The organism is Roseixanthobacter psychrophilus, assembly GCF_043195195.1.
In the GTDB taxonomy this organism is placed as follows: domain Bacteria; phylum Pseudomonadota; class Alphaproteobacteria; order Rhizobiales; family Xanthobacteraceae; genus NCEH01.
The window spans coordinates 216397-231235 of sequence record NZ_JBAFWT010000001.1 but is presented as its reverse complement, the minus strand read 5'-3'; the positions used below and the strand labels follow the sequence as shown (position 1 = coordinate 231235).

Sequence of the window (14839 nt, the reverse complement as noted above, 5' to 3'; positions counted from 1 at the left end):
GGCCGACGCAGGTTGGCTTTCGCGCCGTGCCGTTCTAAACGCTTCCCATGTCCGCGACCCCGCTCCTTGCCGATCTCGTGCCGGAACTCACGGCGCTGCTGCCCGATCTGCGCGGCCGCCTTGCCGCGAACCAGGCCCTGGCGGATCTCACCTGGTTCCGAGTCGGGGGGCCGGCTCAAGTCCTGTTCGTGCCGGCCGACGAGGCCGACCTCGCCTATGCGCTGGCACGCCTGCCGATGGACGTTCCGGTAACGGTGATCGGTCTCGGCTCCAACCTGATCGTGCGCGACGGCGGCGTGCCGGGCGTGGTGATCCGCCTCGGCAAGGGGTTCGGTGACCTCCGCGTGGAGGGAACGCGGGTTCTGGCCGGCGCCGGCGTGCCGGATGTGAAGGTGGCGCGGGCGGCGGCCGATGCGGGCCTCAAGGGCCTCGCCTTCCTGCGCGGCATTCCCGGCGCGGTGGGGGGCGTGCTGCGCATGAACGGGGGTGCCTATGGCGGCGAGACCAAGGATGCGCTGGTTTCCTGCCGGGCGGTGGACCGGACCGGCGCGGTCCATGAGCTGTCCAATGCCGACATGGGCTTCACCTATCGCCACTGCGCGGTGGCGGACGATTTCATCTTCACCCAGGCGGTGTTCGCCGGCACGCCGGGGGATGCGGCCGAGATCGCCGCCGAGATGGAGCGCATCACCTCCTCGCGCGAGGCGACGCAGCCCATCAAGAGCCGCACCGGCGGCTCCACCTTCAAGAACCCGCCCGGCGCCAAGGCCTGGCAATTGGTAGACGCGGCCGGTTGCCGCGGGCTGGTGCTGGGACGGGCGCAGGTGTCGCAGATGCACACCAATTTCCTCATCAATCTCGGCGGGGCCACGGCGGCCGAGATCGAGGCGCTTGGGGACGAGGTGCGGCGCCGGGTGCTGGAGACCTCCGGCGTGACGCTGGAGTGGGAGATCAAGCGGATCGGCATTCCCGCACCGCTTTAGGGAATTGCAAACGCTGGACGGCTTTAGATGGCGCGCGCGCGCCGCCGGGCGCGGCCGAAGGACGGGCGAAGATGAGCAAACATGTCGCGGTGCTGATGGGGGGCTGGTCCGCCGAGCGGGAGGTCTCCCTGCGATCCGGCGAAGCCTGTGCGGGCGCACTGGAGCAGAGCGGCTATCGCGTCACCCGCGTCGATGTGAAGCGCGACATCGCCGAAGTGCTGGCTCGCCTCCGGCCCGATGCCGCGCTCAACGTGCTCCACGGCCATCCCGGCGAGGACGGGACGATCCAGGGCATCCTGGAAATCCTGCGCATTCCCTATTCCCATTCCGGCGTGCTCTCCTCCGCGCTTGCCATGGATAAGGCGCAAGCCAAGATCGTGATGGCGGCGGCGGGCGTCCCGGTCGCGTTCGGCAAGGTGGTCACGCGGGCCGAAGCGGCGCGGGGCCATGTCATAGCCCCGCCTTATGTGTTGAAGCCGGTGGCGGAGGGGTCGAGCGTCGGCGTCTTCATCGTGCGCGAGGACCAGGCCCATCCGCCCCAGGAACTGAACCGGGCCGATTGGCCGCACGGCGAAACCCTGCTGGCGGAACGCTTCATCCCCGGGCTGGAGCTGACCTGCGCGGTGATCCGCGAGGAGGCCACGGGCGTGATCGAGATCGAGGCCACCCAGCCGTTTTACGATTACGAGTCCAAATATGCGCCGGGCGGCTCCAGGCACATTCTTCCTGCCCGTATTTTACCCGAAATTTACCAACAGGCGCGGATATTTACGCTCGCGGCACACAAGGCACTCGGGTGCCGGGGCGTCTCGCGTGCGGACTTCCGATATGACGAAAATGCGGGCGACGACGCCGGCCTGATCTGTCTGGAAGTCAACACGCAACCCGGCATGACCGAGACCTCCCTGGTGCCCGAACTGGCAGCCCACTCGGGCGTATCGTTCGGCGAGCTTGTGACATGGATGGTGGAGGACGCGTCGCTGGATCGGTAAGGGACCGCCCGCAAGGGCCGCGCCCGGCTGCGAACCCGCCTGGACAAATCGTCGGCCGCAAGCCGGTCCGCCCGCAGCCGATGCGCGAGCCGCCGCCGCCGAGCCGCATCGCCCTGTTCCTGCGCCGTATGACGGTGCGCCTCGGCGCCTCCCGATTCGGCCGCCGCGGCGCGGCGATCCTCAGCCTCGTCGTGATCGGCAGCTTCACCGCCTATGGCGTGGTGCTGGGCGGCCATGTGGAGGAAGCCCGCGAATTCGTGGTGGATCTCGGCGACGCCGCCGCCAATGTGGCCGGCTTTAAGATCGCCCAGGTCAATCTCTCCGGCCAGAATCACGTCACGCCCGCGGAAATCCTGGCGGCGGCGGGCATCAAGCCGACCACCTCGATCCTGTTCGTCAATGCCGACGAGACCCGGGCGCGGCTGGAATCCATGCCCTGGATCGCCAATGCCAGCGTGCGCAAGGTCTATCCCGACCGGGTGGATATCCATGTGGTGGAGCGCGAGGCCTACGCGCTGTGGCAGATGAACGGCCAGATCAACGTCATCGCCAAGGACGGCACGTCGATCGCGCCTTATTCGGACGATCCGCGCTATGTGAATCTGCCCATCGTGGTGGGCGAGGGTGCGCAGGAACGTGTCGGCGAGATCGTCGATGCGCTCGCCCGCGTGCCGGCGGTGCGCGACCAGGTGCGCGCCGCGATCCTGGTGGCCGAGCGCCGCTGGACGCTGAAGCTGCGCAACGGCATCGACGTTCGCCTGCCCGAGGATGGGGTTGACGGCGCACTGCTCCAGCTCGCCGATCTCGACCGCGACAAGAAACTGCTCACCCGCGACATCACCATCGTCGATCTGCGCTTGCCCGACCGGGTGGTCGTGCGCCTGTCCGACGCTGCGGCCGATGCCCGCGCCCAGATGCTGAAGGCCCGTGCGAAGGCCAAGAAAGGAGGCGCGGCGTGAGACATCGGCTCGCACAGGGTTTCGCTCCGAAGATGCGTCCGTTGCCGTCCAAGAAGAGCGGCATCATCGCGGTGCTCGACATCGGTACCAGCAAGATCGTGTGCGTCATCGCCCGCCTGAAGCCGCGCGGCAGCTCCGACGTGCTGCGGCGGCGCACCCATTCCATCGACGTGCTCGGCATCGGCCATACGCGGGCCCATGGAGTGAAGGGCGGGGCGGTGATCGACATGGCCCGCGCCGAACTGGCGATCCGCCAGGCGGTGGACATGGCGGAGCGCGCTTCGGGCGTGCAGATCGCCTCGGTGATTCTCGGCGTCTCCGGTGCTCGCCTGTCCTCGCAGCATTACGAGGCTGCGGTGCGGCTGACTGCCCCGGCGGTCGAGGAGTTCGATATCCGCCGGGTGCTGGAAGCCGCTTCCACCTATGCGGTCGGCGATGGGCGCGCGGTGATGCATGCGCTGCCAGTGGGCTATTCCCTGGACGGGCGGCGCGGCATCGGCGAGCCCTGCGGCATGCTGGGGCGCGAACTCGGCGTCGACATGCATGTGGTGACCGGCGATCTCACCTCGCTGAAGAATCTGGTCCTGTGCGTGGAGCGATGCCATCTCGGCATCGAGGCCATGGTGGCGGCGCCCTATGCCGCCGCGCTCTCATCGCTCACCGATGACGAGATGGAACTCGGCGTCACGCTGATCGACATGGGGGCGGGCACCACGACCTTCTCCATCGTCTCCGGCGGGCACTGCGTCTACGTAGACGGCATTGCGGTTGGCGGCCAGCACATCACCAACGACGTGGCCCGGGGGCTGCCCGCACGACTCACGGACGCGGAGCGCCTGAAGGCGCTGCATGGGGCGGTGGTGGCGGTTTCCTCCGACGACCACGACATGCTGACGATCCCCGCCTTGTCGGGTGACGAGCGCGACCATCCCCATTCGGTGCCGAAATCGCGGCTGGTGACCATCGTCAAGCCGCGTGCGGAAGAAATTGTTGAACTGTTGCGCGACCGCCTCAAGGCCTCCGGCCATGGGGGGGATGCGGGCCGCCGCCTGGTGCTGACCGGCGGCGCGGCGCAATTGCAGGGGCTGCCGGATCTCATGGCGCGGGTGATCGGCCCGCAGGTGCGAATCGGCCGCCCGCTTGGTGTTTCACGCCTGCCGGAGGCCGCGCGCGGCGCCGCCTTCGCGGTGGCTGCGGGACTGTTGGTCTACCCCCAGGTTGCGGGTCTCGAACATTTCGAGCCTCGCCGCCGTCAGGCGGTCGGCGCGGAGGGCGGCACATATTTTGGCCGCGTGGGGCGCTGGTTGAGGGACGGCTTTTAGAGATGGTTAACGGTATTCCCCTTAACAAAGGGGGGAGCCACGGATTCGGACGGCGTGCCGGCGCCCAGGGCGCGATGGAGTGGGAACATGACGATCAACCTTCAGATGCCTGACATTCGCGAGTTGCGGCCGCGAATCACCGTGTTCGGCTGCGGCGGCGCCGGCGGCAACGCCGTCAACAACATGATCACGGCCGGACTGACCGGCGTGGAGTTCGTGGTCGCCAACACCGATGCGCAGGCTCTGTCGCTTTCGAAGGCCGAGCGCTTGGTGCAGATGGGCGTTGCGGTGACCGAAGGCCTCGGGGCCGGTTCGCAGCCGGAAGTCGGCCGCGCCGCGGCAGAAGAGGTCTTGGACGAAATCCGCGACCACCTCTCCGGTTCGCACATGGTGTTCATTACCGCCGGCATGGGTGGCGGTACCGGCACCGGCGCTGCTCCGGTGGTGGCCCGCGCTGCCCGCGAACTCGGCATCCTCACGGTGGGCGTGGTGACCAAGCCCTTCCACTTCGAGGGCCAGCGCCGCATGCGCGTCGCCGAGCACGGCATCAACGAATTGCAGAAGACGGTCGATACCCTGATCGTCATCCCGAATCAGAATCTGTTCCGGGTCGCCAACGAGAAGACCACCTTCGCCGACGCCTTCGCGATGGCCGACCAGGTGCTCTATTCCGGCGTGGCCTGCATCACCGACCTGATGGTGAAGGAAGGCCTCATCAACCTCGACTTCGCCGACGTGCGCGCCGTAATGCGCGACATGGGCAAGGCGATGATGGGCACCGGCGAAGCTTCCGGCGACAAGCGCGCCATCCAGGCCGCCGAAGCCGCCATCGCCAACCCGCTGCTGGACGAGACTTCCATGCGCGGCGCCGGCGGGCTGCTGATCTCCATCACCGGCGGCAACGACATGACGCTGTTCGAGGTGGACGAGGCGGCGACCCGCATCCGCGAGGAAGTGGATCCCGACGCCAACATCATCCTCGGCGCCACGTTCGACCAGTCGCTGGACGGCATCATCCGCGTGTCTGTGGTGGCCACCGGCATCGATCCCGCCGTGATCCCCGAGCAGATCGCCACCAGCGGCAACGGCTTGCCCGACCTGCAGGGCCGCAAGATGTCCAATGCCGGCCGGGTCGCCGTGGAACAGGCTCGCGAAGCCCAGATCCGCAGTGCTGTCGCCGCCATCTCGGCCGAGGACCTGATGGAACTCGACACGGCGGCGGCGTCCGCGCCGAAGCCCGCGCCCCAGCGCTCGGTGGCCATTGACGACGTGACCATCCGCGCCGCCACGCCGAAGCCCTCCTTCTATTCCGAGCCCGAGCCCGCGCCCGCGCCGGCCCCGGTGGAGGAAGAAGAGTTCGCGCCTTACATTCCCCCGCAGGCCCAGCGCCCGCGCGCGCCGCGCATGCCCCGCGTGGATGAACTGCCGATGCCCGCGCAGAACCAGATCCGTGCCCAGCGCGGCGAGCCGGTGGCCGAGCAGAAGCGCATGACCTTGCTGCAACGCCTCGCCAATGTGGGCATGGGTCGTCGCGACGAGGAACCCGAAGCCGCTCCTGCCCGCCGCGAACAGGCGAGCATGCGGGCGCCCGATCCGCGCGCCCCGCAGAAGCCCGCCGGACGCCCCGGTGAGCCGGTCTCGGAATTCGCCAAGCGTCCGCCGGCCCGCCCGGTGGCCGAGGTTCCCAGCCGTCCTGCACCGCAGCATGGGCACGAGGAAGATCAGCTGGAGATTCCCGCCTTCCTGCGCCGCCAGGCGAACTGATTCGCCGGCCAAGAGCCGGCGTCTGGTCACACGAATTTACGCCCGGAGCACCCCTCCGGGCGTAAGCATTTGATAACCATGAAGTTTTTTGTGTCCTGTTTGGTAACAGGCGGTAAGCAAGCGTGATTTGGCGCAGCGCAACGAGCCCGCTAGGTTGACCCTCGAACTTTGCCTAACGCTGCTGGCGCGGGATGGGATCCACACCGGGTCCAAAGAAATCTCAGCCGAGCGGCAAAATTGGGCAGGTGCGGTGAAACATTAGAGGCGGGAATGCGGCGACCTTTGGGTCGTGACGGTTTCCGGGGTCCATATGGCTTCCGAGATGCAGACGACCCTTGCCGGCGAAATCGCTCTTTCAGGCGTTGGCGTTCACGGCGGCATCGAAGCCTCTCTCACGTTGAAGCCCGCACCCGCAGACACTGGTATCGTTTTCATCCGCACCTTCGCCGACCAGGCCCCGCGCAAGATGGCGGTCTCTCGCCAGTCGGTGCAGGCGACCGATCTTGCCACAGTGCTCGGCGACAAAAGCGGCGCCCTCGTTTCCACGGTCGAGCATGTGCTCTCTGCCTTGTCCGGCCTTGGGATCGACAATGCGTACGTGGAAGTCACCGGCCCGGAGGTTCCGATCCTCGACGGCAGCGCTGGCCCGGTGGTTGCCGCCATTGATGCGGTCGGCGTCGCGGTGCTGCCCGCCCGCCGCAAATATCTCAAGGTGCTGAAGCCCATCCGAATCGAGAACGGCGCCTCCTTCGGCGAGCTTCTGCCCTATGACGCGGGCTTCCGCCTGGAAGTAGAGATCGAGTTCGATCATGCCGGCATCGGCCGCCAGCGTTTCGCCGGCAACCTGACCCCGAGCGTGTTCCGCCGTGAACTGGCGAACGCCCGCACCTTCGGCTTCCTGAAGGATGTGGAGCGTCTGCGCTCTGCCGGCTATGCCCGCGGCGCCTCGCTGGAAAATACCGTGTGTCTCGGCGATACCGGTATCCTCAATCCCGAAGGGCTGCGCTTCGAAGACGAGTTCGTGCGCCACAAAGCCATGGACGCCGTGGGCGACCTTGCCCTCGCCGGCCTGCCGCTGATGGCCCGCTATCGCTCGTTCCGCGGCGGCCACAAGCTGAACTTCAACGTGGTGGACGCCTTGCTCGCAGACCGCACGGCCTTCACCGTCGTGGATGCCCCCGTGCGCGGCCGCCGCGAAGGCGCAGAGCTCGCTGTCGGCGCCCCCGTCCTCGCCTACGCGCCGGAGCGCTGAGGTCCATCGGCACCTTGAGGCGCGACGCGTCCTGCGTGTTGATTTTCGATTTGGTGCACGGGTCGGCCGGGATTTTCTCGGATCCGGCCCGCACGCCTTATGCCAGGGGCGGGCCTTGCTGCGCACAGCGGCTCCCGCGCCGGCTTGACGTCCGCGTCACCGCCCTTAAAAACCTCTCCGAACCGGGCGATGGAAACGCAATTGCGCCCTCTGCGCCCGTGCCCGCCACATTGCCGACTGAAAGCGCCGTTAGCCGCGTAGTCTGCGGCGTTCTGCACGAAAGCCGACGGCTTGGGATGGAACCTTCACGTGATGCGCCTTTTCACTGACGCCGCATTCCTGCGTACCCGGGCGGCTGGACTGCTTGGGATGCTCTTTCTTGCGACCAGCCTTGCAGGCTGCGCCAGCAACAAGGACGACGTTATTCCGCCCGACGAGCCCGCAGAGAAGATCTACAATGAGGGCCTTACCCTCATGCGCAAGGGCGATCTCCTCGCGGCTGCCAAGCGGTTCGAGGATCTCGACCGCACCCATCCCTATTCGGAATGGGCGCGCAAGGCGCTGCTGATGGACACCTACGTCTATTACGAGGCGGGCAAGTACGACGAGGCTATCGCCGCCGGCAAGCGCTACATGGCCTTGCATCCCGGCTCCGCTGATGCGCCCTACGCGAGCTATCTCGTCGCCTCTGCCTATTTCGACAATATCCCCGACATCACGCGCGATCAGAGGGCGACGCGACAGGCGCTGGACGCACTGGATGAGGTGATTCGCAAATATCCCAACACCGAATATGCCGCCTCCGCCAAGAAGAAGGTGGAAGTGGCGCGAGACCAGCTGGCCGGCAAGGAAATGATGATCGGCCGCTATTATCTGGAGAACCGCAACTACACCGGCGCCATCAACCGCTTCAAGGTCGTGGTGACCCAATATCAGACCACCCGGCAGGTGGAAGAAGCGCTGTTCCGCCTGACCGAGGCTTACATGGCCCTCGGCATCATCTCGGAGGCCCAGACCGCCGCTGCCGTGCTCGGCTATAATTTTCCCGATAGCCAGTGGTACAAGGACGCCTATAAGCTAGTTCAATCGAGCGGCAATCTTCCGGTCGAGAACAAGGGGTCCTGGATCAGCCAGGCCTTCAAAAAGCTAGGTCTCGGCTAGGAAACCATGCTCTCCTCTCTCTCGATCCGGGACATCGTTCTGATCGAGAAGCTCGATCTTGCGCTGGCGGACGGCTTGACCGTCCTGACCGGCGAGACGGGCGCAGGCAAGTCGATCCTGCTGGACGCTCTCTCTTTAGCGCTGGGCGGGCGCGGCGACGGTGGGCTCGTGCGCCATGGCGTGGCCAAGGGGCAGGTGACGGCGGTCTTCGACCTGCCGATCGCCCACCCGGCCCGCGAAATCCTCTCCGCCGCCGACATCGCCGACGAAGGCGAATTGATCGTCCGCCGAATCCAGATGGCAGATGGGCGCACCCGCGCCACCATCAACGAGCAGCCGGTGAGCGTACAGACGCTGCGGGCGCTCGGCGCACGGCTCGTGGAACTGCACGGCCAGCATGACGACCGCGCGCTGGTCGATCCCACCACCCACCGCACGCTGCTGGATGCGTTCGCGGGCCTCGGCGCGAAGACCGAATCGGTCGGCCGCCTGTGGCGGACGTGGCGTGCCGCCTTGGCCGATGCCGGCGCCGAGCGGGCGCGGTTGGAAGAGGCCCGGAAGGAGGCCGACTTCATTCGCCATGCGGTGGACGAACTCACCGCCCTTTCTCCCGAGGCGGGGGAGGAAACCATGCTCTCCGAACGCCGCACCACCATGATGCGGTCGGAGAAGATCGCCGGCGATCTCTCGGAGGCTCTGGAGGCGGTCGGCGGCAGCGGCTCGCCCGTGCCCTCGCTGGCGGCGGCGGTGCGGCGGCTGGAGCGGCGCGCGGGCGAATCGCAAAACCTCGTGCGCCCGGCCGTGGAAGCCATCGACCTCGCCCTCGATGCGTTGGAGACGGCCCGCTCGCATCTGGAGACCGCACTGCGCGACGCGGCCTTTGATCCGCACGATCTCGAGCGGGTCGAGGAGCGGCTGTTCGCCCTGCGCGCGGCCGCCCGCAAATATGGTGGCGCCATCGACGATCTGCCCAAGGTGGCTGCGCAGTTCGTCGCCCAGATGGACGCCTTGAACCGAAGCGCAACCACTCTGGCGGAGTTGGAAGGCAAGGTTGCGCTGGCGGAGGAGGCCTATCGCACGGCCGCCGCCCGGCTCTCCGGCGATCGCAACTCGGCGGGAAAGAAGCTCGATGCGGCGGTGGATGCCGAACTGCCGCCGCTGAAACTTGAACGGGCGCATTTTACCGCCCGCATCGTCAGCGATCCGCAGGCACCAGGGCCGGAAGGCTATGACCGGGTGGAATTCTGGGTTCGCACCAATCCCGGCACCCGCCCCGGCCCGATGATGAAGGTGGCGTCGGGGGGTGAGCTGGCGCGTTTCCTGCTGGCCTTGAAGGTGGTGCTGGCGGATCGCGGCTCGGCGCCGACGCTGATCTTCGACGAGATCGATACCGGCGTCGGCGGCGCGGTTGCCGATGCGATTGGCCATCGCCTCTCGCGCCTGGCCGGTCAGGTGCAGGTGATCTGCGTCACCCACGCGCCGCAGGTGGCTGCACGGGCCGGACAGCATCTGCTGATCTCGAAGGCTTCTGCGGGGGCAGGCAAGGATGCGCCGGTGACCACGCGGGTGGCCCCGCTCGACGCCGCGAATCGCAAGGAAGAGATCGCCCGCATGTTGGCCGGCGCAAGCATCACGCCGGAAGCCCGCGCGGCGGCGCAGAAGCTGCTGCAGGCGGCCGAATCCGCGTAACGGGGGTCAGTCCGCCTCCGGCTTGTTCTGTCGCAGGCTCTTGACCACGCCGCGCCGCTCCTTCGATTCCAGGCGCCGCTCCTTGGAACCGAGGGTGGGGCGGGTTGGCCGGCGGATCGGTGCCACATAGGTGGCTTCGCGAATCATCTCCACCAGCCGTTCCAGCGCATCGGCGCGATTGCGCTCCTGGGTGCGGTGGCGCTGGGCTTGGATGATGACGACGCCGTCCTGCGTCATCCGCTTGCCGGCGATGCGGATGAGCCGGTGCTTGACCCCATCGGGAAGGTTGGGGGACCCAAAGGCGTTGAAGCGCAATTGAACGGCGCTCGAAACCTTGTTCACATTCTGCCCGCCCGGTCCCGACGCACGCACGAAGGCGAGTTCGATCTCGTCCTCGGAAATGGCGATGCGGGGGGTGATCTCGATCATGGGCAGGCTCGGGCGCGCGGGTCCAAGCTCGCGCGGGTCAAAGCTATGGCAGAAAGCCGTGCGCCGCGACAGGGGCGGGCGAGGGCCCCCGTTGCGCCCCCGCGGCTGGATCGGCCGCCTCAGATGGCGTGACGGTTCGCCGTCGGGCCGAAATGCTCGACATAACGCGCGCTGATGATGGAGCGCGGCAGCACCACCAGAACGTCGGTGGTGCCGAACTGGTGGTCCACCACTGCGCCCTCGCCAACGAAACCGCCGAGGCGCAGATAGCCCTTCACCAGGGGAGGCAGAGCGTGCAGCGCCGCCTTCATGTTGATCTCGCCCTTGGGGATGCGGTCCATGGACACATAACGCTTGTCGAGGGCGCGGGCGCGCCATTCCACTGGCGCCAGCGCATGATGGTGGAGGAACGACAGCTGCAGGGCGAGCGCCTCGGGGTCAGTTCCCTCCAGGCTCGCGCAGCCGATCATCACGTCGATATTGTTGCGCAGGATATAAGCCCACACGCCGTGCCAGAGCAGCTCGACGGTGCGTTTGTTGCGGTACGGCTTGAGCACGCAGGAGCGTCCAAGCTCCAGGAATTTCAGGCCCGGATGCGCGTCGACGATGCGGTTTACGTCAAACTCGCTCTGGGTATAGAAGCCGCCGTGGCGATCCGCGACCTCCTGCTTCAGCAGGCGATAGGTGCCGACCACCTTGGGCTTGCGCCGGCCGAGCACCATCTTGCCGGCCTCATAATCGAGCACCAGCATGTGGTCGCAGATGGAGTCGAACGCATCCACGTCGCGCCGGGCGATGCGAGCCGCAGCGTCCGGGACGGCGGACATCTCCTCGTAGAAGACCTTGTAGCGCAGGCGCTGGGCGCGGCGCACGTCGCGCGCGGTGCGGGCGAGGCGCACTTCCAGCGGCCCGAGCCGGCCGAGCACCACGGGTTCGCCGAAGGGGACCGCCTCGCGGTGGCGGATGCCGGAATAGGCGCGGAAATCCGAGACCAGCTTCTGCGGGCCATTCAGCGGCAGCTTTCCGGCATCGCGCGCAACGGGGGGCGCGAACAAGGGCGCGCCGAACTTGCTGCCGGGCAACTTGGCGAAGCCTTCCTTGGCCACATCAATGCCGCGGCCGACCAAAGCGGGCCAGCTGAAGGGCTGCGGGTCAAATCCGGGACCGGACTGTTCTTGGCGTTTCATGCAACGACCCCCTCCTCGGGCCGCCGCTGGCCGGCGGCGGTTCCATGGGACGCCGCACGCCGCCCTGACGAGCGCGAAAGCGGGGCCCGCGCATTGTGCGCGTCTGTCCCGCGTGACCACAACATTCACCATAGTTTTCCTACGGCTATGTGACAATGACGGAATGTGACACCCGCCTTCGTCATATGACATACGCCCGCGCATTGCGGGACCTTGCGACCCATGCTAGCGCGATGACATACCGTAAGGTTGCAGGGATTCGGGGGTGTCATGTCCAAGATTCGGTTTTTGTCGCGCATTGCCGGTTGCGCCCTCATCCTCGCCGTGGCGGGCTCCGCTGTGGTGCAGGCCCAGTCCGTGCCGGCTGCCGCCTCGGTCTCCACCATCGTCGTTCCGGGCGTGGGCACCATGAATGTGCTCAGCTACAAGGCGCGGTTCGTCTCGGCTGATCCCGCCACCCGCCGGGTGGTGCTGGAAACCCCGAACGGCAAGCGCTGGGCGGTGATCGCGCCGCCGCTGCTAGGAGATGTGATGCAGCTCGCCAATAGCCGGCAGTTGCTGATCCGGGTGCTGCCCGGCCTCGTCACCGCCCTCGGCAAGGCGCACCAGGGTACGCCGGGCGTGGCGATCTCGGAACTGGTGCTCAAGGACGGTCTGCCGGGCTGGCCCGAGGATTACGGCTTCCGGGAAATCACCATCACTTCGATGCTGGTGAATATCGACAAGGCCAACGGCACCATCAGCTTCGAGGGCCTGGACGGGCTGGTGCGGACGGTCAAGGCGGCCAATCCGCAGGTGCTCGCCGATCTGCAGAAGGTGGAGCTGGGCGATCTGTGCCAGATCACCTATTACGAAGGCCTCGCCATCAACGCCATGTAGCGTTCGCCTATCTGGGGCTCGCTGGCGCGGCGGGGGGTCAAGCGGCGGCGCGTGGCCGTTCCGCCATGGCGCGATAGGCCAGCGCCTCGGCCAGATGCTTGCGGCCCAGGCTCTCCGCGCCTGCAAGGTCTGCCAGCGTGCGCGCCACCTTGAGCACGCGGTGATAGCCCCGGGCCGACAGGTTCATGGCGCTCGCCGCGTCGCGGAGCAAGGCGAGTCCGGCTGCATCCGGGCGCGCCACCACCTCGAGCAAGGCCCCCGAGGCGTGGGCGTTGATACGCACGTCCGGCCGGTCGAGGGCGGCATAGCGCTCGGCCTGGAGCGCGCGCGCGGCCGCAACCCGCGCGGCGATTTCCTTTGAGCCCTCGGTCGGCGCGGGAAGAACCAGATCGGCTGCGGTGACGGCCGGCACGTCAAGATGCATGTCGATGCGATCGAGGAACGGGCCGGAGAGGCGCGCCAGGTAGTCCTCCTGGCAGCGTGGTCCCCGCTTGCAGGTAAAGCCGGGATCTCCGGCATGGCCACAGCGGCACGGGTTCATGGCGGCGATCAATTGGAACCGAGCGGGATAGGTGACGCGGTGGTTGGCGCGCGCGATCAGCACATCGCCGGTTTCCAGCGGCTGGCGCAGGGAATCCAGCACCTGGGGCGAGAATTCGGGTAGTTCGTCCAGGAACAGGACCCCATGATGGGCGAGCGAAACCTCACCGGGCTTGGCCTTCGCCCCGCCGCCCACCATGGCCGCCATGCTGGCCGAATGGTGCGGGGCGCGGAACGGGCGGCGATCCACCAGCGCGCCGTCGAGGATCGCGCCGGCCACCGAGGCGACCATGGAGACATCGAGCATCTCGACCGGGGAGAGCGGCGGCAGGATGGAGGGCAGGCGTTGCGCCAGCATGGATTTTCCGGCGCCGGGCGGCCCCACGTAGAGCAGATTATGGCCGCCGGCTGCCGCCACTTCCAGTGCGCGCTTGGCGGTTTCCTGGCCCTTCACGTCTTTCAGATCCAGGTCCGATCCGCCGGGCGGGCGCAGGCGCGGATCAGGGCGGGCCAGAACTTGTCGGCCGGTGACATGGTTCGCAAGCTGGATCAGCGAGAGCGGTGCGAGGATTTCCATATCGGGGCTGGCCCAGGCGGCTTCGGCGCCGCAGGCGGCGGGGCAGATCAGGCCGTGCCCGCGCGCATTGGCGCCGATTGCGGCGGGAAGCACGCCGGCCACGGCGGCGATGGACCCGTCGAGCCCGAGTTCCCCGACCACAGTGAAGCCGGCGAGCGCATCGCTCGGTATGGCACCGATGGCGGCCATCAGGCCGAGCGCGATGGGAAGGTCGTAATGGGACCCCTCCTTCGGCAGGTCGGCCGGTGCGAGGTTTATGGTGATGCGGCGGGCCGGCAGCGCGAGGCCCGAGGCGATGAGGGCGGCGCGCACGCGCTCCTTGGCTTCCGTCACGGCCTTATCCGGCAGGCCCACGATGGTGAAGGCTGGCAGGCCGGGCGCAACATGCACCTGCACGTCCACGGGCCGGGCATCGACGCCCTCGAATGCCACTGTCGCTACACGCTGGATCACGCCCGCCCCCCGGCTCGCCCCGTATCTTACGGTAGTGGAGGGCGCGCCTGCTGACAAGAACATATTGGGAACGTTGGCCCTTATGTGGCCCTTACGCCGCAACACCGGATTTCCGATGGCGGCCTTACGACATGCGGGCGGATAAGGGCTGCCGTGAGGATATGCCCATGACCGAGTTGCATCCGTTCCACCTTGCGCCCTACGCCCGCCGGCAGGCGCTCCCTCTCTTCGGGCGTCGTTCCGGCGGGCATGTCCCTCCCGGGCCGCTGACCCGCATGGCGCTGAAGGTGTTGATCTTCGGGCCGGTCGTGTTGCTGGCCTTCGCCTTGAATGCGGCTTTCGGCTGAAGCCGAGGCCGCGCGTCCCCTTGATGTCCCGGCACGGTGTGCCAGCTGCGGAAGGTCGATCCATGACCCATGTCCAATCCTCTTCCCACGCGTCCAGCTTCAAAGGCTCGACCCGCCCGCTGGCCGATCGCGACGCGCCGGAGCCCTTCGGTTCCGCCGAATGGGGCAGCCTTGGCGGCAATGCGCGCCTCCTGCCGCTCGCGTTCGGCCCGGTGCGTAACGCAATGCCGGTATGCGCCCGCTTTCTGCTGGTCGCGTTTGCCCTCGCCTGCATCATTGCTATGGTGCGATGAGTTGGGACATTG

The 14839-nt window shown here is 67.3% G+C and carries 14 protein-coding genes; 11 read left to right on the top strand and 3 right to left on the bottom strand.

All coding sequences use genetic code 11. The annotated features are described in order from the left end of the window. Positions 1–47: 47 nt before the first annotated feature. The 8 genes from murB to recN all read left to right on the top strand — a co-directional run bounded on the left by murB (position 48) and on the right by recN (position 10122). Complete coding sequence (gene murB / locus V5F77_RS01025; RefSeq protein WP_429003448.1) at positions 48–983, top strand: UDP-N-acetylmuramate dehydrogenase; 936 nt, start codon at positions 48–50, stop codon at positions 981–983. 71 nt (positions 984–1054) lie between these two features. Continuing rightward, positions 1055–1975 (top strand): D-alanine--D-alanine ligase, encoded by a 921-nt coding sequence (locus V5F77_RS01020; protein ID WP_429003447.1) that lies wholly within the window; start codon positions 1055–1057, stop codon positions 1973–1975. Further along, positions 1942–2934 carry a cell division protein FtsQ/DivIB gene (locus V5F77_RS01015; protein ID WP_429003446.1) on the top strand — a complete coding sequence of 331 codons (993 nt, stop codon included), beginning with the start codon at positions 1942–1944 and terminating at the stop codon, positions 2932–2934. The genes V5F77_RS01020 and V5F77_RS01015 overlap by 34 nt, the downstream gene beginning before the upstream one ends. Before the next feature lie 32 nt (positions 2935–2966). After that, a complete protein-coding gene (ftsA, locus tag V5F77_RS01010) occupies positions 2967–4256 on the top strand; it encodes a cell division protein FtsA (protein WP_429003676.1) in 1290 nt (429 codons plus the stop codon). An 87-nt stretch (positions 4257–4343) separates the two neighbouring features. Next, positions 4344–6020 (top strand): cell division protein FtsZ, encoded by a 1677-nt coding sequence (gene ftsZ / locus V5F77_RS01005; protein ID WP_429003445.1) that lies wholly within the window; start codon positions 4344–4346, stop codon positions 6018–6020. Between the two features lie 310 nt (positions 6021–6330). Further along, complete coding sequence (gene lpxC / locus V5F77_RS01000) at positions 6331–7272, top strand: UDP-3-O-acyl-N-acetylglucosamine deacetylase (RefSeq protein WP_429003444.1); 942 nt, start codon at positions 6331–6333, stop codon at positions 7270–7272. A gap of 312 nt (positions 7273–7584) precedes the next feature. After that, the gene (locus V5F77_RS00995) at positions 7585–8433 is read left to right on the top strand and encodes an outer membrane protein assembly factor BamD (RefSeq protein ID WP_429003443.1); all 849 of its coding nucleotides are present in this window, start codon (positions 7585–7587) and stop codon (positions 8431–8433) included. A 6-nt stretch (positions 8434–8439) separates the two neighbouring features. Then, entirely contained in the window at positions 8440–10122 is a 1683-nt protein-coding gene (gene recN / locus V5F77_RS00990) for a DNA repair protein RecN (RefSeq protein ID WP_429003442.1), read from the top strand. A gap of 6 nt (positions 10123–10128) precedes the next feature. Here the strand turns inward: recN and arfB are convergent, their stop codons facing one another. Next, positions 10129–10551 (bottom strand): alternative ribosome rescue aminoacyl-tRNA hydrolase ArfB, encoded by a 423-nt coding sequence (gene arfB, locus V5F77_RS00985; RefSeq protein WP_429003441.1) that lies wholly within the window; start codon positions 10549–10551, stop codon positions 10129–10131. Between the two features lie 119 nt (positions 10552–10670). Next, positions 10671–11738, bottom strand: a complete 1068-nt coding sequence (locus tag V5F77_RS00980) for a GNAT family N-acetyltransferase (protein ID WP_429003440.1) — start codon at positions 11736–11738, stop codon at positions 10671–10673. A gap of 270 nt (positions 11739–12008) precedes the next feature. Here V5F77_RS00980 and V5F77_RS00975 point away from each other — a divergent pair, with 270 nt between their 5' ends. Next, on the top strand, positions 12009–12617 hold the full coding sequence (locus V5F77_RS00975) for a hypothetical protein (protein WP_429003439.1): 609 nt from the start codon (positions 12009–12011) through the stop codon (positions 12615–12617). Positions 12618–12654: 37 nt separating this feature from the next. Here V5F77_RS00975 and V5F77_RS00970 read toward each other — a convergent pair whose 3' ends face one another. Beyond that, a complete protein-coding gene (locus V5F77_RS00970) occupies positions 12655–14187 on the bottom strand; it encodes a YifB family Mg chelatase-like AAA ATPase (RefSeq protein ID WP_429003438.1) in 1533 nt (510 codons plus the stop codon). A gap of 167 nt (positions 14188–14354) precedes the next feature. Here V5F77_RS00970 and V5F77_RS00965 point away from each other — a divergent pair, with 167 nt between their 5' ends. After that, positions 14355–14534 (top strand): hypothetical protein, encoded by a 180-nt coding sequence (locus tag V5F77_RS00965; protein ID WP_429003437.1) that lies wholly within the window; start codon positions 14355–14357, stop codon positions 14532–14534. A 62-nt stretch (positions 14535–14596) separates the two neighbouring features. Beyond that, positions 14597–14827 carry a hypothetical protein gene (locus V5F77_RS00960; protein WP_429003436.1) on the top strand — a complete coding sequence of 77 codons (231 nt, stop codon included), beginning with the start codon at positions 14597–14599 and terminating at the stop codon, positions 14825–14827. Positions 14828–14839: the final 12 nt, after the last annotated feature.